Raw genomic sequence first — 20,336 nt, 5'->3', positions numbered from 1 at the left:
CAATAGCGGTCGACGCGATCGACGGCTGCCCGTTTTAACCAAGGAGATCAATTTGATGAGAGCTTCCCGGTTACTGAACCTGTGCCTGTCACCCTGTCTACTTCTTGCATGGGCGTCGCATATCTCTGCTCAGGGCGGGGCGATGCCGACGCCTACGCCGAAGCTGCCGAGTTACGCGAGCTACGCGGTCGCGATGCAGGCGGCCGATGCTCATCTGACGGCGAATAAACCAGATTTTGCAAAATCTTCATTCGATGCGGCGATGCTCCTGGCAACCGATGACGAACAGCGGGCCGACGTGCATTTCGGCCTGGCAAAGGTACACATCGCGAAGAAATCGAGAGTGCGCAAAGGCTCCGATTTCGTCGATCAGCCCAATTACTACAGCGCAATGAGTGAGTATGAGAAGGCTGCTGCATTAAAGGCAATTTCGCCCGCGAAGAGGCGCAGCGCCTACGACAAGGTAATAGAGATCGCGACAATAGACCCGAATCCCTGGCGGATCGCGTCGACCTATGACGCGATGATCAAGGCCTTTCCCGACATGCCGCTCGCCGAAAAGGTCGGGATGATGTTCAAAAAAGCCGAGGCTTATCCGTTGGACAACCGATCTAATGCGACCTCGGCGTTTCAGGCCTATCAGGCGATCACGACGCTTGCGGGCGTCGGCGACACAGACAAGGCAAAGGCTCTGATGAAAATGGCTGACCTCGAATACCGATTCGGCAATAAACAGGCAGCGTTCCAGCTTTTCTCGTCGGCCGGCCTTACGGCCGGTGCGACCGCCGAACAGCGGGCGACGGCGACACTTCAGGCAGGTAAGATGTTGTGGGAACTCGGCCAGGCCGACCAGGCGCAGGCTATGATGAACAAAGTCGTCGAGATGAAAGACGCTCCTGCCGCAAACAAGGCCGACGCTCATACGATGCTCGCCTCTAGCTACGGCCACCAGAAAAAAGCCGACATGCAGCTCGCCGAGTTTGCAAAGATCCCTTCGATCAAAGGCGTTTCGGACGAGCATAGATCCAAGGCCTATTACTCGATGGGCGATCTCCATATGAAGGCTGAACGGTACGCCGCTGCGCGTGCCGAATTCAAGAAGATATTCTCGCTAAAAGACGCCAAAAACGCTTATGTGGCCGTGGCCTACTATTACACCGGCAAGGCGTTTGAGAAGGAAAAGAACGCCAAAGAGGCGCGTGCGGCCTGGACAAAGATGGTGTCGATCGCGGAGAATGCGCAGTACAAGAACGATGCGCTTGCCGCCCTCGCCGACTCATTTCGCGAAGAAAAGAAGTACGCCGACGCTGCCAAGGCGCTGATCCAGCGGGCAGCCATCGATAAGCTGTGGGACGTCGAAAAACAGGACGCCCTGCTCGATCTCGGCGACGTTTATCTTGACCAAAAAGACGCCGCTAAGGCCGCCGACACCTACGCACAAGCCGCTGCGCTCAAGCCAAAAGAGGACAAGGGCACCGGGCAGCTGCGGGCCCTGACGGGCATCATCGAGGCCCGCAGACTGCAGGGCGACGCGGCGAGAACCGCCGAGGCACAAGGAGCGTTGGCGGAACTCATTCAACGGTCAAACTTCCTACCGGTCGATGAGCGCACGGCAAAGCTCAAGGAAATGTGGGACCTCGCCGACGCGTCGGCCCGGAACGACGCGACCGTGCCGACCGCGTTGGCGATCTACGAGGGCATTCTGAAAGGCAACGCCGACATCGTTGTCTCGACCTCAAATCGGGTTCACTTGGCCGTCGCCGACATCCTGATCCGTCAAAAGAAGCTCGCCGACGCGAAGGCCCGTCTGCAAAAGGTGACCGTCAGCCGCTTCCCGAACAGCGAGGAACTAAAGAAGCAGGTCGCCGAGGCCAATGCCAAGATGCAGTCGCTGCCGTGAGCCCGCGTATCAGAAGAATTCAGGAGTGCATTGTTTTTTATGAAATGTCCTAGATCCTTACAGGTCAACGTGCGCGGCGCGTTGTTGTTGGCTGTTGGTTTTCTGTCGGCGGTCGCGGTGATGACCGATTGGACGCCGACGACGGCGCAGGTGTCGCCGACGCGTATCGCGATCGTTGACGTCGAAACGGTCCTGCTCCGTTCGAAGCTCGGCAAGGCAATGACCGCCGAACTCAACAGGCACAATGACGACGCTCAGCGTCGCTACAACGCCGAGACCGATCCCGTCAAACGCCAGCAGATCAAGCTCAGCGCCGAGAAGACCTATCCCGAACTCCGCGACCGCCTGCTCGCGAATGCCGATACGCGGATGATGCCCATCATCCAAACCATCGGAAAGGAGCTAAAGGCTGCCGCGATCTTCAGAAAATTCGAGTCCGGCCTCATATACACCGACGACTCGCTCGACATAACCGGCAACGTCATCCAACGTATCGACGCCGCCACGCCATAGGCCAGCCGTCGTGGATTAGGATAACGCCTGCCGTCGATCCTGGGGCCCCGGTCGCTCGGTTTTTGCCTCTGTCCTGGCTGAATACCCCGGATTGGTAGGGGGTTTTTCGTCTCAGTCCACCGAATTTCATCGCCGCCATCGCGGCTGATCGCGTCGGTCGCGTTCGTCGCGGCCGTCATCCTGTCGCCGCAGGTGACAAATTTAATAGCGTAGGGTGCGGTTGCGGCCTTCCTCGCAACACTGGCCGCGTTTTGCCAGGCCAGAAACCCTACGAACGGGCGTTCAACGTTTCGCGTCCCTGTATGGGACGAATTGGGCTGCGCGGTATTGCTCCCCTACAGAGAGCGGTGCGTGGTTGACGCATGTCGTAGGGTGTTACCCTACGCTATTAAAGGTGTCCCTGTCAGGGACAGAACCGCTCGACCAGCCCGTGAAGCGGGCGGCATTATGAATAGCCACACGTGGAGCGTTTCGCGGAACGTGTGGAATGTGTAGGAAGGGAATCGAGCGTGCGGAGCATGCGGCATATGCCGTGTGTTACACACACTCGGCGATGTGATGATACCTAACCCCACGTTATCACGTGGGGCTATCAAAATGCCGTCAGCTACGCAGACTCAGGAGCGGAGCGGCGGGGCAATCCACAAAGCCATTTTGCCTTTTTACTTTTGCCCTTCGCCTTGCGAAGCCGACTTCCGCTGTTCGTTGTTAGTTTTAGTTGTTAGTTATCAAGATCCCGATCCCGCGACGCTTCCTGTCGCCGTAGGTGACAAATTTAATAGCGTAGGGTGCAACCCTACGGAATGGGCGTTTAACGTGCCGCGTCCCTGTATGGGACGAATTGGGCTGCGCGGTATTGCTCCCCTACAGGGAGCGCATCGTGGTTGATCGGTTATCGTAGGGTGTTACCCTACGCTATTAAAGTTGTCCCCTACAGGGACCATCGATCCGCCGGTTCTTCGTTATCCGTTATCAGTTTTCAGTTGATACAACGCTTTGTGACGACAAACTCCGATCTCGCGACGCCTTCCTGTCGCCGTAGGTGACAAATGTAATAGCGTAGGGTGCAACCCTACGGAATGGGCGTTCAACGGTTCGCGTCCCTGACGGGGACGAATTCGTTTTTGCGTGGTATTGCTCCCCTACAGGGAGCGGTGCGTGGTTGACGCATGTCGTAGGGTGTTACCCTACGCTATTGAAGTTGTCCCCCACAGGGACAGGAGCCGGTTCTTCGTTATTCACTATCCGTTATCAGTTATGAAACACTCGGTCTCTGGAAGTCTGATGGCACGGCCAGCCATCTCGATACAAAACAACGGAATGAGCCGATCCGGTTTCATGTAGCAGGCTTCGGGCCGTGCACGAATAGATGATGGCATTCGCTTCTAAAGCGATGTGCCTTTGAAAAGCTCTAACTAATCCCAAAAAGGAGGCAGGGTCGTTCTTTTGTCACTCAAACTCACGTCTACTGCTCATCGCCGCCGATGCCAGCTACCCGTGCGCTTGACTAACGACGGAACTTCATAGATGACCCCGATCGTTCACACTTGGCTTTTGCGTCGGAAAGGAGTAGAAAGGACGCATACAAGTATGTCAATCCTGAACCTCTCGGATGAGTATTCGCCCTCGAACGAGGGTTACGAAAATGCGTTGCACCTTCAAAGGATGATTGTTTTTCAGCAACTGGCGATGGAAAGGGTCAATGATGCGATGGCAACGGCGGCTAATCTGGGCACGCCTACGAATGAGTGGAGCGTTCGCCCTTCAGTGATACTTAAGGACGAAGGCGCGGTCGGTCGCTTTGTCTTGCCTGCCCTCCGAGAGAAGGCCGAGATTTTTCGAATGATGGATCGGGAACAGACCCGACGAGAAATACCAAGGTCAGATCCGTTTCGTGCTGCGTTTATTAGCTTCAATACGGCGCTCGAGATAATGCAGTTGCGAACGCAAAATCAAATCGACTCGTTCGAATACTGGCTTTCCGACGGCGATATTGAAGCGACTTCTTCAACGCTCGACCACGAAGAGGCTCAAGCCATGGACGAAGCGCTGTTACTTCAAAACATCTGTCTTCAAACACTGGGCTTAAATGGAGAAGGTTTTCTCGCCTTTCTGAATGTGGCTTTCAATGATGTACGAAGACATATAGGGTTGGCGGCAATGGATCAGGCGCGATTCCGGGGACTGTACCTCGGTGGCCTCGAAGGCAAACCAGCCCGCTTCTTCAACGACTAGACCTATGCCGCACGGAACCAGTAAGGATTGGGAGCTTTGGAACGTCGAGGAACGCGATCGGCGCGAGTTTCTAAAAGAAGGTGTGCCTCTCCCGGACGAGGAATTTCGGGAACCGCTGAAAAGCATACCTAGCAATTATGAAATCACACGCGACTATGCACTTGCTTGGAACAAGAATCGTAAACGGAGCCTGCCGTTTCCCGCCAAGTTGCGTGAAGAGTTCAAGCGTTCGCTAAAAGCTTTCAACCTTTGTTGGCGATGCAAGCTTCCGATCAAAACCGTCTTCTCATCGGTCACAGGTAAGCGGTATGCAGATATCCGTCCTCATTTCGAGACGAGAGTGACCGAGGCCGGCAGCATGATCTATGTCCTTGTCGACGGCGGACCGCCGAAGCTAGTCAGGGAGAATGCGAAGGGCAAAATCTCGTTTGTGGAACTCGACACCGGACGGGGCATTGGGCTGAGAGGCATTCCGCGCTTCTATACAGTTTGGGACACAAAGTGCAATTGTTAGAGGTTGGAAATAATTCGGAAATCGTATGCCAACGCCATGGGCTTCCACTTCAATTAAGAGGGACTATCCTTCTTGTGGCTCCGTCCGTCCACGAATCCCCGTGGGCAACTACTATGATCTCTTCAAAGCCAAGTGATTTAGCTTTGGTTTTTAGATCACTTGAGACAAGAAGTCCAACGGTCGTGCTCATGTCACCGGCGGCCCGACTAGAAATTGCGGAAACTATAAGTGTTTTTCTTTCTTTACCGTCAGTCGAAAAGCTCGCATCACGAATGAAGAACGTATCTCCATATTGGCGGGCAAAATCAGCTCTTGCCTTAACCTCGGGCGATTCCCGGAGCCCGGAGCCAGCGCAGCCGAGTCCTAGGCTTGCGACAAGGAACAGAATTATGAAGATCAGATTGCGTCTTTCCAACACCAGCGTCGAGGATAGCAGTATCGCATCTCTAAAGACGGTGTTGTAGTCAAGGCGGAGCTTCGCTGTTCGGCGCGGGGGCCGGTGGTGAAGTGGGTAGTCGGTTGACGAAGAAGTTCTGATCTTCATTTATTTGTTCGTAGCTGTCCGAAGCGTGGCATCGGACTTGTCGAGTAAGAGCTGGTGGCTCACTCATTCATCTCTTCGGGTCTGCTTGTGTTAGCGAGGCAGTGTTTCTCACTGCCTCAATACCCATGATGTTTCGTTTCGCACTTTGCCGGCGGTCAAGCAAGGCAAGGTTGGCTTGGCTCTATCAGGTCACGGTCATTTCGGACCATGCGATTCTTTCGAGCATTGCCAACTGTGCGTCCACGCAGGTCGAACTCTTCTGCCGTGATCGAGTCACGAAGCATTATCGAGAGTTTGACCAGAAGTTTGCGGGCAGTGGCCGTTTTGGCCACAGCCCTGGGTTTCCTCTTTGAGAGCCGTTTGTAGAATGCGTTCAGTCTCGCATCCGAGCGAACGGCTATCTGAGAGGCTTGGCCCAGATGAAAGCGAAGCAGTCTCGGCCCTGCCTTGCTGATCCGCCCGAAGCGTATCTTCTCGGCACTGGAACGTTCGACGGGATCGTAACCTGCAAAGCGTGTTACTGCTTTGGTTCCTTTGTCGAAGCGTGTGACATCGCCGACCGTGTGAACGAATATCAGGGCCGTGAGATATCCGACGCCCCTCTGGGTCATCAGCAGCTGTGCCTTGGTGTCTGCCGTTGCTTTCTGCTTTAGCCAAGACTCGACCTCGAGTATTCGCGCTTTGAGGTGCTCAAGCGTAGAGAAAAGCTGGTCACGGCACAGTGCCGAAGCCTCGCACATATCCACCTCCTTGATCACCTTCTGGGCGGCGACGGTTCTCATCAGCGACTTCGGCATTCCGATGTCCCGGGCAACGGCACTCAGACGGTTGTAGATCTGTGTCCGCTGCCCAACCAGGCTCGATCTCAGCTTGATCACGTCGAGTATCTCCGTGCTCTGTATTGGTCGCCGCCAGATCGCCGGAAACTCATTCCGCATCAGCAGCCAAAGCATGTGCTCGGCGTCGATCCGGTCGTTCTTGTGCCGGGAAAGTGCGGTCTTCCTTATCGAAACCGGATTGCCGACGAGCGTGTATGACCGGCCTCGGCGACTATCCTCTCGAACCACCCGCATCGACTCGATGCCTCGATCCCGATCACGGCCTGTTTCCCAAGCGACGAGTAATACTCGCGTACCTTCTCAATGTCGTGAAACAGCTTTAAAGCCCCTGTCTCACCCGTCTCCTCATCACACCAACAAAGCGTTTGCTGGTATGGATGAAAGTCAACTCCAATGTAAAATGTCATAGCGGTTTCTCCTGTCAAAGAGCAGATTTCTTCGTCAAAAAGATACTACTCCACCGACCAGGAGAAACCGTCTTTATAACATCAGGTTTGCCAACAATCCATTCTGCCCTATCGGAAAAGCTTTTACTCAACTACGTCGCCGACTAAAGGTTTGCCCATGCGGCGTCTTCCTCGGGCGTGTCCCAGTCTTTTGCGAGCGCTGAATTGCTAAGAAGCAAGCCGTTAAAAGATTCGTCGGCGGACTTTTCCCTCAAGAATCTGGCGAAGTCATAGACCTCTCGCTTGAGCGCTTCGGGCAATCCTTCTATTTCATTGACGATGAGTTCTTGTGTGCTCATACCTTGGCTGATTCTAGCATGCTTTTGAAAAAAAAAGGGCCTCGGCGGGTGCCGAGGCCTTTCTGTGTTGCTTGAACGTGGTGTGTGTTGAGCCCTCACTTACGTGCGGGCTACTGACACTACATTCCCATGCCCATTCCGCCGCCCATGCCGCCCATGCCGGCCATGGGGTCGGCTTTGTCCTCGGGGATGTCGGCGATCATGGCTTCGGTGGTGAGCATGAGGCCGGCGATCGAGGCGGCGTTTTGCAGCGCGGTGCGCGTTACTTTGGCCGGGTCGATGACGCCTGCGGCGACGAGGTCTTCGTACTGCTCGGTCGCGGCGTTAAAGCCGAAGTGGTTGTCACCACCAGCGACCTTTTCGACGACGACCGCGCCTTCCATACCGGCGTTGCCGGCGATCTGGCGAAGCGGCTCCTCGAGAGCACGGCGAACGATGTTGGCACCGACCGTCTCGTCAGTGTCGTCGCCTTCGAAACCGTCAAGGGCCTTGGCTGCACGAACGAGCGACACGCCGCCGCCGGCGACGATGCCTTCCTCGACCGCGGCACGCGTGGCGTGCATCGCGTCTTCGACACGGGCCTTTTTCTCCTTCATCTCGGTCTCGGTGGCAGCACCGACCTTGATGACGGCGACGCCGCCGACGAGCTTGGCAAGACGCTCTTGCAGCTTCTCGCGGTCGTAGTCGGACGAGGTTTCGTCGATCTGGTTGCGAATGGTCTTGACACGGCCGTCAATGGCCTCGCCTGCACCTGCACCCTCGACGATCGTCGTGTTGTCCTTGTCGATCGTGACCTTCTTGGCCTTGCCCAGGTCCTCGAGCGTGATCGCCTCGAGCTTGATGCCGAGGTCCTCGCTGATGACCTTGCCGCCCGTGAGCGTCGCGATGTCTTCGAGCATTGCCTTGCGGCGGTCACCAAAGCCCGGCGCTTTGACAGCGGCCACGTTGAGGGTTCCTCTCAGTTTATTAACAACCAAGGTTGCGAGAGCCTCGCCCTCGACATCCTCGGCGATGATCAACATCGGACGGCCCATCTTGGCAACCTGCTCCAGGATCGGCAGAAGGTCGCGCATGTTCGAGATCTTTTTCTCGTGGATCAGCAGGTAAGGCTCTTCGAGCACGGCCTCCATGCGGTCGGCGTCCGTGACGAAGTACGGCGACAGATAGCCGCGGTCAAACTGCATTCCCTCGACAACCTCGAGGAGCGTTTCCATCGTCTTTGATTCCTCGACGGTGATTACGCCGTCTTTGCCGACCTTGTCCATCGCCTCAGCGATGATCGTGCCGATCGTCTTGTCGCCATTCGCCGAAACCGTGCCGACCTGCGCGATAGCATCGCCAGCAACGGGCTTCGCCTGGCTGTGAACGGCCTCGACGACTTTCTCAACGGCCTTGTCGATGCCGCGCTTGAGGGCCATCGGGTTTGCACCCGCGGCGACTGTGCGGACGCCTTCTTTGATGATCGCCTGCGCCAGCACCGTCGCCGTCGTCGTGCCGTCACCGGCTACGTCGGAGGTCTTGCTCGCGACTTCTCTCACCATCTGCGCGCCCATGTTCTCGAGCGTGTCTTTGAGCTCGATCTCTTTCGCCACCGTCACACCGTCTTTGGTGATAGTCGGTGAACCGAATTTCTTGTCGATAACGACGTTGCGGCCCTTAGGGCCAAGCGTCACTTTCACCGCATCAGCCAACTGGTTGACACCACGCAGGATAGCGGCGCGTGATTCTTCTCCGTGAATAACTTGTTTTGCCATTGTCTTAATCTCCTATGTGACCTATGGGTCGTATGGGTCCTATAGGACCTATGCCGCCGCGCCCGCGCGGCTGATGATACCGAGGATCTCGTCCTCGCGCATGATGATGAATTCCTCGCCGTCGAGCTTGATCTCGCTACCCGAGTACTTGCCAAAAAGGACGCGGTCGCCCGCTTTGACGTCAAGCGTCTGACGTGTGCCGTCCTCTTTGTACTTGCCCTCGCCGGCTGCGATGACCTCGCCTTCCTGCGGCTTTTCCTTGGCCGAGTCGGGAATAAAAAGCCCGCCCGCCGTCTGATTTACGTTGTCCTCGATGCGCTTGATGATCACGCGATCGTGGAGCGGTGTGATGTTGGTTGCCATAGTGTTTACTCCTTTATGTTAAGATTGCGCTCAGTTAAGAAACTGAGATTCTAGCACTCGTAGTACAAGAGTGCTAGTATAAGGCGGACCCCGGCTAGATGTCAAGGGTGAATTATGGGCATCAGAAAAATTGATAACGGCGTTATCAACTTTATGCTGGAATGAACCACATAGGAACATAGGGCACATAGATAAAAAGGGTCTGTTCCTTTGTGATCCATGTGCTCTGTGTAGTTGAATCATCTGTCTTATGCACGTCTCCGAGATCAATATCTATCCTATTAAGTCGTTGCGGGGCATCAGCTTGCAGTCGGCGGTTGTTGAGAAACGTGGGCTGGCGTTTGATCGTCGATGGATGTTGACTGACGCGAGCGGAAGATTTATGACGCAGCGTGAGTTTCCCAAAATGGCGACGATCGACGTCGGCCTCGACGATGGGGCGATGACCGTATCGGCCGATGATTTTGGCTGTTTGAACGTGCCGCTCATCCCGGCGACGGGCGACATTCGGCAAGTCACGATATGGCAGAGCGTTTGCGCGGCTGAAGCCTATGACAGAGGCATTGGCGGTTGGTTTAGTGATGTCTTGGGCACGACGTGTGACCTCGTTTATATGCCGGATGATACGCAGCGCAGCGTGAACTCACGGTTCGATGGCGGCAGCGATATCGTTAGCTTTGCGGACGGCTATCCGCTGCTCGTGATCTGCGAGGCATCGCTTCGAGATCTGAATAGCAGAATTGCGGGATCGTATACAGATGAAGGCGATGTATCTGCGTTTCGACCGCTGCCGATGAATCGGTTCAGGCCGAATATTGTGGTGAGCGGCTCGGAACCTTACGCCGAGGACGACTGGACCGGCATCCGCGTCGGGGATGCGGCTTTTCGGACGACGAAGCCCTGCGAGCGTTGTGTTATTCCGACGGTGGATCAGTCGCGAGGTGAATTTGACGGCAAGGAACCGCTGAGAACGCTTGCAACCTATCGTATGGCAAAAGATGTGATGCCCGAACGGATCGAGCCGCTGGGCGTCACGCCAAATGCAGTTTTATTCGGCCAGAACCTCATTCCAACCACGTCAGGCCTCTCGATCAAGCTTGGTGATACGGTCGATGTGGTCGAGAGCCGTCGTTAGATCTCCAGTTCGTTTCCTGTCAATAGCTTGTAGGCGTCGAGATAACGTTGCGAAGTTGCTTCGGCGATCACGGGTGGCAGCGGCGGTGCGGGCGGCGTTTTGTCCCAATCTAGGGATTCGAGATATTCGCGGACGAATTGTTTATCGAACGACGGTTGGGCATGCCCGGGTTCGTATTCCTCTGCCGACCAGAATCGTGACGAATCGGGCGTTATGACCTCATCGACGAGCATGATGTTGCCTTTGCTGTCGGTCCCGAATTCGAATTTTGTGTCGGCCACAATAATACCTCGTTCGCGTGCGTACTCTGACGCGAGGTTGTAAAGCTTGAGAGATGTTGCCTTGAGCAGGGCGGCGGTCTCTGAGCCGAGGATGTTCTTGAACTCGAGGCCCGTGATGTTCTCGTCGTGGCCGGTTGTGGCCTTGGTCGCGGGTGTGAAGATCGGTTCGAGCAGCCTGTCGCATTGCACAAGGCCGCGAGGCAGATCGTGGCCAGACACCTTGCCGGTTGCCTTGTAATCCTTCCAGCCCGAGCCTTCGAGATATCCGCGGACGACGCATTCTACGGGGAAGACATCGGCCCGCTTGACCAAGGTGGAGCGCCCTCGCAGAGATTCCTGCGCCTGAACAAGCGGCGGCATCTTATCGAATTCGGCCGTGATGAAGTGGCTGTCAACCTCATCCGCAAACATCTTGAACCAAAACGCCGACAACTGCGTCAGCACTGCTCCTTTCCTGTCGATCGGCGTCGGCAGGATGCAGTCAAATGCCGAAAGCCTGTCGGTGGCGACCAGCAGCAGCGTGTCGTCATCTATCTCGTAAATATCTCGAACCTTGCCGCGATAGAGAAATTTAAGTCCCGGGATTTCGGAATTCGAGATCGTTGGTGCGGTGCTCATTTAATACATCTTCGTCCCCTTTGACTTTATTACGAAAACGTCCGTTTGGGCAATCGCAAACGAAGGTCAACATTGAGGAATATGCCGCGTGTTAAAAATATACTAACGTGGCTAAAAAATGTCGTGACAGGAGCCGATAAAATCGCGATAATGGTAAAGGGAACTCGCTCACCTGGCAGCGACCGGGTTTTTTCCTGCCTCTATTCCTGCAAGCTCGCATTACTTTAATGACACGCAATTATCTCTCAACGAGCCTTTCGCTTGATCGCCTTGCAGTCTCAGGACTGGTCGTCCTTGCGGCGGCAGGGCGGCTTTGCGCCCAGCCGGGCCGCGAGGTTCCCGAAGGGTCGAGTTCGACCTGGTGGATCCTTATGGCGGTGGTTGTCGTCGGCGGATTCGCAATGGCCGCCTATTTTTGGCAGAAAGCGAAAGCTGCGGTCGGTAAGCCGCAATACAATTACGAGAGCCGCTACGCAGGGTATTATTCGAATCAGCACGCCAGTTACGATCTCGACAGCGTAGATGCTGATAAGGAACTCGAATGGCTGAGGAAGGCCAAAAGGTCGGCGTCCAACGGAGTTTCAGGCCAGCCTGCAAAGCGACAAGATGCTGTCGAAGCTGCGCGCCCGACGCTTACCGGTGATCTGGCGGCAGACACGCGGGCGTTTCAGGAGAAGATGCGAAGGCTCCAGTATGCGCAGCTTCCGATCAATTCATTTACGAGCATTCCCGCATCGAGGCCGTTTGAGCCTTTGCCGGTATCAGATGACCCGTCGCTGCTGACCGCCATCGAGCAGGCAAACGAGGAGTATGAGGATGACGAATCGGTCCGCGATCTGGCGGTAAGGATTTTGACGGCGTTCAAGACGCAGAATTCTGTTGAGGCCCTTTCACAGATCGCCCTGTATGATCTCTCGTCTGCCCTGCGTTCAAGGGCTGTTACGGTGCTTGCGGATTTTGACCACGAATCCGTGTTCGAGACGATCGTTCTCGCCTCGGCTGATCCGACGCGCGAAGTGCGGGCAGCGGCGGCTCGCGGGCTCTTCAGGCTGAGCTTTGACCGGGCAGCGGCCTGGAAGAGGATAATCGAGACCGAGGACGCATTTCGACTGAGCCACGCAGCGCGGGCGGCCGTCGAGGCCGGCATAGTTGAGAAAGGCTTTGAAAGGCTCGTGCACGATGACCTTAAGATCGCTTATGAGGCGTTTGTCCTCGTTTCCCTACTGATCTGCGCGGGTGAGACCCGTGAGATATTTGACTCCATCCGAAACCACCGCGATGAGCGCGTCCGATTTGCTCTGCTGCACACGCTCAGGCTTCAACGGGACCCGCGCACGCTCGATAGCCTCTATCAACTTCAGAAAGAAAGCGGCCTAACGACCGACATTGCCGAACGTGTTCGCGAAGCGATCGCAAGCATGGAGCAGGTTGCCCTACATTGATATGGCGGACTGGCTCGGCATCGGCGATAAGGCTCGAGATTTCTGTCTGGCCACCGATAACGGGGACGAATGGTGCCTGTCGCATCACTCGGGCTCCGTAGTAGTCCTGCTCTTCTACCCGCAGAATGAGACGCTGGTATGCACACGCCAGCTCTGCTCGGTGCGTGACAATTGGCTGAGCTATCTTGAGACAAAGGCAACGATCGTCGGCATCAGCCCGGGAACGCCGAATGAACATCAGGAATTTTCGCGAAACCTGAGCCTGCCGCTGCCGCTGTTGGCCGATCCTGATCGAGAGATAACACGGATATACGCAAGGCACGCGATATTCCCCGTAAGCTGGACTCGTGCTGTCGTTGTCATCGACGCAAAGGGGATCATCCGTAATCGCAATGTGATGCTGCGAGCGTTTCGCCCGGCTGATTCTCAGATAATTACTGACATATATGCCGCACGCGGCGACGAATTGAACGACAGATACGACGTTCTGAAAGAACGTATTCGCTCGATTGGCCAGCAAGCCTGACGAACGACCAGATTTCTCTTGCACCAGGGCCAAAAAGAGCCTAGAATTCCTTCATAATCCCAAACTTGCAGGAGGAATTATGAAGAAGCTGGTGATCACCGCGCTTGCATCGCTGATGTTTGCGTTCGTTTTCTCGTCCGAGGCAGACGCGCAGACGAGGATCAGGTTTGCCCGTGGCCGCACGTCAGCTACGGTTTCGGGTTCGCTCACAGGCGGGGCCACAAGGACATACGTGCTTGGCGCCCGTAACGGACAGGTGCTGTCGGGCAATGTCAGCTCAGGCAACGGCTGCGTGGTGTTCTCAGGCGGTGCGACGTCGACGAGCTTTATCACGCGCTCCGGCAATAACTACATCTCGGTCACGAACCAGTGCCGACGAGTGACACGGTACACGATGACCGTATCGATAAACTTCGGGAGCGATTGACGATAGGGTTCGACCACTTTCATAACGCGCCCTTTTGCGGTATGCTGAAAGGGTGCAATTCCGTCTCATATCTGAAAACACGCCAAAGGGCGATCAGCCTGAGGCAATAAGCCAGATCGTCGCGGGATTGACCGCCGGCGAGCGCGACCAGGTTTTGCTCGGTATCACTGGCAGCGGCAAGACGTTCACCATCGCCAACGTCATAGACCGCGTCCAACGGCCGACGCTTGTGCTTGCTCACAATAAGACGCTCGCCGCCCAACTCTATCAGGAATTCAAAACGTTCTTTCCCGAAAATTCGGTCGAATATTTCGTTTCGTACTACGACTACTACCAGCCCGAGGCCTATGTGCCGGCGGCCGATCTCTATATAGAAAAAGAAGCGACGGTCAACGACGAGATCGACCGACTGAGGTTGTCGGCGACGAGGGCGTTGTTCGAAAGGCGCGATGTGATCGTGGTGGCGTCGGTGTCATGCATCTACGGGCTTGGCGATCCGGACGCTTACTACGGGATGCTTGTTTTTGTGGAGCCGGGGCAGAAGATGAAACGCGAGGAGTTCCTGCAGCGTCTCGTCGAGTTGCAGTACGAGCGGGTGAACATCGATTTTGACCGCGGTAATTTCCGCGTGCGCGGTGATGTTGTCGAGGTGTATCCGAGCTATCAGGACCAAGCGTACAGGATCGAGTTTTGGGGCGATGAGATCGATTCGATATCGACGATCGACCCGCTGCTTGGCGAGGTGCTGCACAAACACGACTCGCGGCTGCCGATATATCCAAAGACGCACTACGTGATGTCGCGGCCGGTGATAAAACGTGCGGTGCAGACGATTCGTGCCGAGCTTAACGAACACGAGAAGTTCCTCGTCGAAGAAGGCAAGGTCGTCGAGGCACAGCGGCTGCATCAGCGCACGATGTATGACCTCGAAATGATAAAGGAGATGGGCTTTTGTCGCGGCATCGAGAATTATTCCCGCCACCTCACGGGCAAGAAACCCGGCGAGCCGCCGCCGACGCTGCTTGATTACCTGCCGGCCGATGCCCTGATGGTCATCGACGAATCGCACCAGACCGTACCGCAGCTTGGGGCGATGTACAAGGGCGATCAGTCAAGGAAAGGGACGCTGGTTGAATACGGTTTTCGTCTGCCGTCGGCGAAGGACAACAGGCCATTGAATTTTGACGAATTCGAACAGCGGCGCGGACAGACTATCTACGTCTCTGCGACGCCGGGGCCGTACGAGCTGAATCAAACTCAAGGCGAGGTGATCGAACAGATCATTCGTCCGACAGGCCTGCTCGATCCCGTAGTCGAGGTCCGGCCCGTAAAGGGCCAGATCGACGATCTGCTCGAAGAATGCCGCGTTCGCGCTGAACGCAACGAACGCGTGCTCGTGACCACGCTTACCAAACGAATGGCCGAGAACCTGAGCGAATATTTCGCCGAGGTCGGCGTGCGTGTGACATATCTTCACAGCGATATCGTTACGCTGGAACGGATCAAGATACTTCGCGATCTGCGGCGAGGCGAGTTTGACGTGCTAGTCGGGATCAATCTTTTGCGAGAAGGGCTCGATCTGCCGGAAGTGTCGCTCGTCGCCATTCTGGATGCCGACAAAGAAGGCTTTCTACGTTCGCAAAGCTCGCTTATCCAGACAATGGGCCGGGCGGCCCGCAACGCCGACGGCAAGACGATCCTCTACGCCGATAAGATAACCAAGTCGATGGAATACGCCATCGGCGAGACACAGCGTCGCCGCTCGATCCAGGAGGCATACAACGCCGAACACGGCATCACGCCCACGACCATCGTCAAGGCAATAGATGCGACACTCGTTACTGCATACGAGGCCGATTATTTCAAAGTACCGCTGGAACTCGATTCCTTCGAGGAATACTCGCCAAAGCAACTGAAAGACACTATCGCGCAACTCGAACAAGAAATGCGCGCCGCCGCAAAAGAGATGAAATTCGAGCAGGCCGCCGAGATCCGCGACCGGTTGAAATATCTGCGGGACCGGGAACTTGAATATAGATAGCGTCGTTCTGAACGCCGATCGGGCGGATTAGGCGGAAAAAAACGGATAAGATAACATCTCTTCAACGGCGCCTTTCGCACGATCCGCGTTCAAAAAGTGCAAACAAAAACTCAACCAGACGAAATTCAAAACTACCTGAGCGACGCCAGTTTCATACAGGGTGGGACGGCGGAGAGGCTGTTTTTACCGGAATCCGCCGTCGAGGTGGCGGACATTCTGCGTGAAGCGAATGCCGCGGGCGTGCCCGTAACTATCGCCGGAGCTCGGACGGGAACGGTCGGTGGGGCGATACCGTTTGGCGGCTATGTTGTGTCGATGGAACGGCTTAACAAGATCGTATCGATCGACAAAGAGGCGATGACCGCCGTCGTGCAGCCGGGCGTGATCCTTGGTGATCTGCAAAAGGCCGTTGAGGCCGAGGGCCTGTTCTATCCGCCCGACCCGACTGAACGGATTTGCCAGATCGGCGGCAACGTGGCGACAAATGCGTCCGGTGCGAGGAGTTTTAAGTACGGGGCGACGCGGGATTATGTTAAAGCTGTGAAAGTCGTATTGGCCGATGGTGAATCACTCGACTTGCGTCGGAGTTGCGGGCTTCCTGCCTGTCAGGTCAATACCGAGTCGGGCCGCGTGATCGAGTTTGCCGCGCCGACATATTCACGGCCTCGGGTAAGAAAGAACGCGAGTGGCTATTTCGCGGGCGAGGCATTAGATCCGATCGACCTGTTCATCGGCAGCGAAGGCACACTCGGCGTGATCGTTGAGATCGAACTGGCGTTGCTCCCGAAGCCCGAAGGTTTTTTCAGCGGGATCGTATTTTTTGCGGATCAGAGTGATCTGTTGGCGTTTGTGAATGAGGCCAGACTTAAGTCTTGGGAAAGGAGAAAGAACCCGGTCGCTACCGCTCCCGGTTCTGACATTGACGCTACTCTGTTGGAGTATTTTGACGCGCATTCGCTTGGGTTTATTCGCGAGCGGTTTCCTGAGACGCCTGAGGGAATGGCATGGGCCGTGTTTTTTGAACAGGAAACGTCGGCTGAGAATGAGGACGCGGTGTTTGAGGCGTGGAATGCGTTGTTGGAGAAGCACAACGCTGACACCGACCGCTCGTGGTTCACGACAAACGAGCAGGACCGCGAGAAGATGCGCTCGTTTAGGCACGCGATGCCGTTGGCAGCGAACGAACGATTCGCTCGGAACGGTTTCAAGAAGGTCTCGACCGATATGGCCGTGCCGCCGGACAGGTTTCGCTCGTTCCTGAAGTTCTACGACGACCTGCTCGCCCCGAGCGGCATAGAGTACGTCATATTCGGTCACATCGGTGATTGTCATTTGCACGCAAACCTGTTCCCCAAGACCGAGGCCGAGAACGAACGCGCCCGTCACCTTTACGGCCGCTGTGTCGCCCAAGCGATAATGCTCGGCGGCACCGTTTCAGCCGAGCACGGCATCGGCAAGCTAAAACGCAAATACCTCGCCGCGATGATGGGCGAGCGATATCTCAACGAAATGGCAGAGATCAAACGCTCGTTCGATCCGAAAGGTATACTGGGACGCGGGAATATGTTTGACGAGAGCTACCTATGATCAAGAGTATTTTATTCGATTTTAACGGCGTTATTGTTGACGACGAGGGCATTCAGCGTGAGATATACAAGGAACTGCTTGCGGCTGAGGGCATTGAGATGACGGACGACGACTATGTCGCATCGCATGGGATGGACGATGTGACGTTCGTTCGGGCGGCCTATGAGCGGAAAGGCAAGACGGTCGATGACGCGAAGAGCGACGAGATCATCGCGGCGAAATTCGATAAGTGGCGTGAGGTCGTTGGCGACAATTTACCGTTGTTTCCTGGGATAAAGGATTTTGTCGAAAAGATGTCGCACGAGTTCGCGCTCGGCGTCGTCAGTATGGAAAAGCGGCACCAGATCGAGTGGATCCTCGAACAGAGCGGTATGGCAAAGCACTTCGATGTAATAGTCAGCGCCGAGGACGCTTACGCCTGCAAGCCTGATCCGCACGCGTATCAGATAGGCTTTAACAAGATCGACGCCGCCCGCACCGCTCGCGGGCATCTGCCGATGACCCACAGCGAATGCCTCGTGATCGAGGATACTGCACCAGGCATTCAAGCCGCGATAAACGCCGATCTGCCGGCCTTGGGCGTGACAAACACGGTCGACGCCGGAACGCTGCGAGCCGCCGGTGCCGGTGCGATCGCCACCGACCTGCGCGATTGGATGCCAGAGTCGATTAGAAGAGTTTTTTAGCCACGGATAAACACAGATAGACACAGATGAGGCCTTTTTCTGTGTTTATCTGTGTCCATCTGTGGTTCACATTCTTTATGCACGATAAGTTCATTTCACGCGAGCAAGCACAAGGCGACATGTTGTCGGCGGCGGCGTTTTTGGCTGAGAACATCAAGAGCTCTGACGGGCATGGCGAGGCGATGAATGTGATCGTCCCGCTCTACCTTGCCAAAAACGACGTCGATCTGGCGGCGGAGTTGTCTAACCAGATCGCCGAACCGTTCGCCCGCGACAAGCTGCTGATGCAGATCGCTGAGAAGTGTGCCGAATTGGACGACGACGAATATGCCGTCCAGCTAGCCGATGCCATCGAGGAACACGGCCTCAGGGCACAGGCGATCGAGCATGTCGCGCAAGTCAAGGCCGCGAAAGGCCAGATCGAGAAGGCGCGAGAGATGGCCGCGCCGCTCGCGCATCCGGATTTTGTGCTCGCAGGGATCGCCGTCCGGCAGGCTGCTGACGGTAACGATGCCGGAGCAGATGCGACGGTCGAGGAGATCGATTTTCCGCTCGCACGAGCGGCAGCACTCAGTCAGATAGCGGCGGCGAAGATAGCCGACGAGAAGGGCCCGGCAGCCGAAGGCTATCTCGAACGCGCCGTTGCAGCGGCCCTCGAGATCGATCACGACGAAGAGCAGATCCGCTCGCTGTGCGACGTCGGGAACCTTTACATCGAGGCCGGCCGCAAAGATAAAGCCGTTGAGACCTACGAGGAGGCATGTTCGCGGGCCGAGGTTCTCGACAATGTGCATCGCGAGTTTTTTCTGGTCAACTGTGCCTTAGGCTTTCTCTACGCTGACGACCACGACAGGTGCGACCGTGCTCTCGATCTGGTGACGGACAAAACACAGATGGCGTCGGCTCTGCTCGCCATCGCACGCGACGAATGGGAAAAGGGCGCGAAAGACGACGCCGTCGATTCGCTTGATGAGGCGTATGAGATATTAAGATCCCAGCGTGACATCGAGACGCGCGACAGCCGCGCGCGCAACTCGTTGATGGGCTCGATAGGCGTGCAGTTTGCGGGATTCGGCAAGACGGAACGCGGTGTGCAGATCGCAGATGAGAACCAGGATCCGGCTGAAACGTCAAAAGCCCTCACGCAGATCGCCCGCATCCTTACAGTGCAGAACGAACCCGACCTTGCACGCCAGACCGTCGAGAGCATCGAGGAAGACGCCGACCGTCTCTTTGCCCTGATCGGCGTCGCGGATGAAAAAGAGAAGCAGGGCGACGCCGAGGCCGCGATGGCTTTGTATGAGGAAGCTGCGACGCTCGTTGAAACCGTCCCGCAAATGGCATCGCGTTCCGGTGCCTTGAATCTGCTCGCCATGCGGTTTATCGGCCACGACCAACGCGACCGCGCACGCGAACTCACGCTCGAAAGCCTCGATGTCGTCTCCGAGATCAAAGACGAAAGCAGCCAAGCCGTAGCCTTGGCGGGACTCGCGAGCGTTTATGACGCAGCAAACCTCGACCTCGGCGACGTCGAATTAGACAAGATCCACAAGCTTGTTCAATCGACAGGCTGGTGAGAAATGTATTGACACGAAGTATGACTGCTGGTAATACTTTCGTATGAACGTAGATAAGGTCACCATTTCTATTGAGTCAGATCTGCTTAGGCGTGTAGATCGCCTGGTCAAAGAAAATATCTTCTCGAGCCGTTCCCGTGCATTTCAGGACGCTGTCGCTGAAAAGATAGAGCGGGTGGACAAAAATCGACTTGCCCGCGAACTAGCAAAACTCGATATCGATGAGGAACAGGCCCTTGCCGATGAGGGACTGGCCTTGGAGGCGGCGGAATGGCAGCAATATTGAGAGGCGACATTGTTTGGGCCAACCTTGATCCTACTCAAGGTCACGAGCAATCTGGCAGGCGGCCGATCCTTGTTTTGAGCCAGGACATCTTCAACGAGCGTTCGGGCACAGTCATCGCGGTTGCTCTGACCAGTCAACAACCGCGGGCTGGGTTTCCTCTGACGCTGGAGTTGACTAGCAAGAAGCTTCCAAAACGATCTTGGGCAAAGATCAGTCAGATTCGTACGCTCTCAACCCAGCGTCTCGGGCCCAAGCTTGGACGTGCGTCGGAACGCGAGATGGATCAGGTCATTGAAGGGCTTCTGGAGATAGTTGGGTGATAA

Annotated in this window: 21 protein-coding genes; 14 read left to right on the top strand and 7 right to left on the bottom strand. The window is 55.9% G+C overall.

All coding sequences use genetic code 11. The features are described from left to right. Positions 1-55: 55 nt before the first annotated feature. The 4 genes from IPM59_12680 to IPM59_12665 all read left to right on the top strand — a co-directional run bounded on the left by IPM59_12680 (position 56) and on the right by IPM59_12665 (position 5,162). Positions 56-1,900 carry a hypothetical protein gene (locus IPM59_12680; protein MBK9216423.1) on the top strand — a complete coding sequence of 615 codons (1,845 nt, stop codon included), beginning with the start codon at positions 56-58 and terminating at the stop codon, positions 1,898-1,900. Positions 1,901-1,939: 39 nt separating this feature from the next. Further along, a complete protein-coding gene (locus IPM59_12675) occupies positions 1,940-2,413 on the top strand; it encodes an OmpH family outer membrane protein (protein MBK9216422.1) in 474 nt (157 codons plus the stop codon). Between the two features lie 1,590 nt (positions 2,414-4,003). Next, positions 4,004-4,648 carry a hypothetical protein gene (locus tag IPM59_12670; protein MBK9216421.1) on the top strand — a complete coding sequence of 215 codons (645 nt, stop codon included), beginning with the start codon at positions 4,004-4,006 and terminating at the stop codon, positions 4,646-4,648. 4 nt (positions 4,649-4,652) lie between these two features. Beyond that, a complete protein-coding gene (locus IPM59_12665; protein ID MBK9216420.1) occupies positions 4,653-5,162 on the top strand; it encodes a hypothetical protein in 510 nt (169 codons plus the stop codon). 49 nt (positions 5,163-5,211) lie between these two features. Here IPM59_12665 and IPM59_12660 read toward each other — a convergent pair whose 3' ends face one another. The 6 genes from IPM59_12660 to IPM59_12635 all read right to left on the bottom strand — a co-directional run bounded on the left by IPM59_12660 (position 5,212) and on the right by IPM59_12635 (position 9,407). After that, a complete protein-coding gene (locus tag IPM59_12660; protein ID MBK9216419.1) occupies positions 5,212-5,706 on the bottom strand; it encodes a hypothetical protein in 495 nt (164 codons plus the stop codon). Between the two features lie 155 nt (positions 5,707-5,861). Further along, positions 5,862-6,779 carry an IS110 family transposase gene (locus IPM59_12655; GenBank protein ID MBK9216418.1) on the bottom strand — a complete coding sequence of 306 codons (918 nt, stop codon included), beginning with the start codon at positions 6,777-6,779 and terminating at the stop codon, positions 5,862-5,864. Beyond that, on the bottom strand, positions 6,710-6,952 hold the full coding sequence (locus IPM59_12650; protein MBK9216417.1) for a hypothetical protein: 243 nt from the start codon (positions 6,950-6,952) through the stop codon (positions 6,710-6,712). Before IPM59_12650 ends, IPM59_12655 begins: the two co-directional genes overlap by 70 nt. Before the next feature lie 143 nt (positions 6,953-7,095). Next, on the bottom strand, positions 7,096-7,290 hold the full coding sequence (locus tag IPM59_12645; GenBank protein MBK9216416.1) for a DUF2281 domain-containing protein: 195 nt from the start codon (positions 7,288-7,290) through the stop codon (positions 7,096-7,098). A 119-nt stretch (positions 7,291-7,409) separates the two neighbouring features. After that, positions 7,410-9,044, bottom strand: coding sequence for a chaperonin GroEL (gene groL / locus IPM59_12640; protein MBK9216415.1), 1,635 nt, complete (start codon positions 9,042-9,044; stop codon positions 7,410-7,412). Between the two features lie 48 nt (positions 9,045-9,092). Next, a complete protein-coding gene (locus IPM59_12635; protein MBK9216414.1) occupies positions 9,093-9,407 on the bottom strand; it encodes a co-chaperone GroES in 315 nt (104 codons plus the stop codon). A 241-nt stretch (positions 9,408-9,648) separates the two neighbouring features. Here IPM59_12635 and IPM59_12630 point away from each other — a divergent pair, with 241 nt between their 5' ends. Next, a complete protein-coding gene (locus tag IPM59_12630) occupies positions 9,649-10,542 on the top strand; it encodes an MOSC domain-containing protein (GenBank protein MBK9216413.1) in 894 nt (297 codons plus the stop codon). Here the strand turns inward: IPM59_12630 and IPM59_12625 are convergent. Further along, complete coding sequence (locus IPM59_12625; GenBank protein ID MBK9216412.1) at positions 10,539-11,441, bottom strand: phosphoribosylaminoimidazolesuccinocarboxamide synthase; 903 nt, start codon at positions 11,439-11,441, stop codon at positions 10,539-10,541. The genes IPM59_12630 and IPM59_12625 overlap by 4 nt on opposite strands. 227 nt (positions 11,442-11,668) lie before the next feature. Here IPM59_12625 and IPM59_12620 point away from each other — a divergent pair, with 227 nt between their 5' ends. The 9 genes from IPM59_12620 (at position 11,669) to IPM59_12580 (ending at position 20,333) form a co-directional block, all read left to right on the top strand. Further along, positions 11,669-12,883, top strand: a complete 1,215-nt coding sequence (locus IPM59_12620; GenBank protein MBK9216411.1) for a HEAT repeat domain-containing protein — start codon at positions 11,669-11,671, stop codon at positions 12,881-12,883. Between the two features lies 1 nt (position 12,884). Then, on the top strand, positions 12,885-13,409 hold the full coding sequence (locus IPM59_12615) for a redoxin domain-containing protein (protein ID MBK9216410.1): 525 nt from the start codon (positions 12,885-12,887) through the stop codon (positions 13,407-13,409). A 79-nt stretch (positions 13,410-13,488) separates the two neighbouring features. Next, positions 13,489-13,836, top strand: a complete 348-nt coding sequence (locus IPM59_12610) for a hypothetical protein (GenBank protein ID MBK9216409.1) — start codon at positions 13,489-13,491, stop codon at positions 13,834-13,836. Between the two features lie 52 nt (positions 13,837-13,888). Continuing rightward, positions 13,889-15,877 carry an excinuclease ABC subunit UvrB gene (gene uvrB / locus IPM59_12605; GenBank protein ID MBK9216408.1) on the top strand — a complete coding sequence of 663 codons (1,989 nt, stop codon included), beginning with the start codon at positions 13,889-13,891 and terminating at the stop codon, positions 15,875-15,877. A 96-nt stretch (positions 15,878-15,973) separates the two neighbouring features. Continuing rightward, entirely contained in the window at positions 15,974-17,464 is a 1,491-nt protein-coding gene (locus IPM59_12600) for an FAD-binding oxidoreductase (protein MBK9216407.1), read from the top strand. Continuing rightward, positions 17,461-18,150, top strand: coding sequence for an HAD family phosphatase (locus tag IPM59_12595; GenBank protein MBK9216406.1), 690 nt, complete (start codon positions 17,461-17,463; stop codon positions 18,148-18,150). The genes IPM59_12600 and IPM59_12595 overlap by 4 nt, the downstream gene beginning before the upstream one ends. A 77-nt stretch (positions 18,151-18,227) precedes the next feature. Next, positions 18,228-19,727, top strand: a complete 1,500-nt coding sequence (locus IPM59_12590) for a tetratricopeptide repeat protein (GenBank protein MBK9216405.1) — start codon at positions 18,228-18,230, stop codon at positions 19,725-19,727. 43 nt (positions 19,728-19,770) lie between these two features. Beyond that, positions 19,771-20,013, top strand: a complete 243-nt coding sequence (locus IPM59_12585; protein ID MBK9216404.1) for a ribbon-helix-helix protein, CopG family — start codon at positions 19,771-19,773, stop codon at positions 20,011-20,013. Then, complete coding sequence (locus IPM59_12580; protein MBK9216403.1) at positions 19,998-20,333, top strand: type II toxin-antitoxin system PemK/MazF family toxin; 336 nt, start codon at positions 19,998-20,000, stop codon at positions 20,331-20,333. Before IPM59_12585 ends, IPM59_12580 begins: the two co-directional genes overlap by 16 nt. Positions 20,334-20,336 lie beyond the last annotated feature (3 nt).

This window comes from Chloracidobacterium sp. (assembly GCA_016715795.1).
Lineage (GTDB): Bacteria > Acidobacteriota > Blastocatellia > Pyrinomonadales > Pyrinomonadaceae > OLB17.
The sequence above is the reverse complement of the archived record's forward strand: the minus strand, read 5'-3'. Positions and strand labels throughout refer to the sequence as shown.

Bases quoted from the DNA above. Each gene is read 5' to 3' on its own strand.
- IPM59_12680 (MBK9216423.1), top strand. From the start codon at position 56: ATGAGAGCTTCCCGGTTACTGAACCTGTGCCTGTCACCCTGTCTACTT.
- IPM59_12675 (MBK9216422.1), top strand. From the start codon at position 1,940: ATGAAATGTCCTAGATCCTTACAGGTCAACGTGCGCGGCGCGTTGTTG.
- IPM59_12670 (MBK9216421.1), top strand. From the start codon at position 4,004: ATGTCAATCCTGAACCTCTCGGATGAGTATTCGCCCTCGAACGAGGGT.
- IPM59_12665 (MBK9216420.1), top strand. From the start codon at position 4,653: ATGCCGCACGGAACCAGTAAGGATTGGGAGCTTTGGAACGTCGAGGAA.
- IPM59_12660 (MBK9216419.1), bottom strand. From the start codon at position 5,706: ATGAAGATCAGAACTTCTTCGTCAACCGACTACCCACTTCACCACCGG.
- IPM59_12655 (MBK9216418.1), bottom strand. From the start codon at position 6,779: ATGCGGGTGGTTCGAGAGGATAGTCGCCGAGGCCGGTCATACACGCTC.
- IPM59_12650 (MBK9216417.1), bottom strand. From the start codon at position 6,952: ATGACATTTTACATTGGAGTTGACTTTCATCCATACCAGCAAACGCTT.
- IPM59_12645 (MBK9216416.1), bottom strand. From the start codon at position 7,290: ATGAGCACACAAGAACTCATCGTCAATGAAATAGAAGGATTGCCCGAA.
- groL (MBK9216415.1), bottom strand. From the start codon at position 9,044: ATGGCAAAACAAGTTATTCACGGAGAAGAATCACGCGCCGCTATCCTG.
- IPM59_12635 (MBK9216414.1), bottom strand. From the start codon at position 9,407: ATGGCAACCAACATCACACCGCTCCACGATCGCGTGATCATCAAGCGC.
- IPM59_12625 (MBK9216412.1), bottom strand. From the start codon at position 11,441: ATGAGCACCGCACCAACGATCTCGAATTCCGAAATCCCGGGACTTAAA.
- IPM59_12620 (MBK9216411.1), top strand. From the start codon at position 11,669: ATGACACGCAATTATCTCTCAACGAGCCTTTCGCTTGATCGCCTTGCA.
- IPM59_12615 (MBK9216410.1), top strand. From the start codon at position 12,885: ATGGCGGACTGGCTCGGCATCGGCGATAAGGCTCGAGATTTCTGTCTG.
- IPM59_12610 (MBK9216409.1), top strand. From the start codon at position 13,489: ATGAAGAAGCTGGTGATCACCGCGCTTGCATCGCTGATGTTTGCGTTC.
- IPM59_12595 (MBK9216406.1), top strand. From the start codon at position 17,461: ATGATCAAGAGTATTTTATTCGATTTTAACGGCGTTATTGTTGACGAC.
- IPM59_12590 (MBK9216405.1), top strand. From the start codon at position 18,228: ATGCACGATAAGTTCATTTCACGCGAGCAAGCACAAGGCGACATGTTG.
- IPM59_12585 (MBK9216404.1), top strand. From the start codon at position 19,771: ATGAACGTAGATAAGGTCACCATTTCTATTGAGTCAGATCTGCTTAGG.
- IPM59_12580 (MBK9216403.1), top strand. From the start codon at position 19,998: ATGGCAGCAATATTGAGAGGCGACATTGTTTGGGCCAACCTTGATCCT.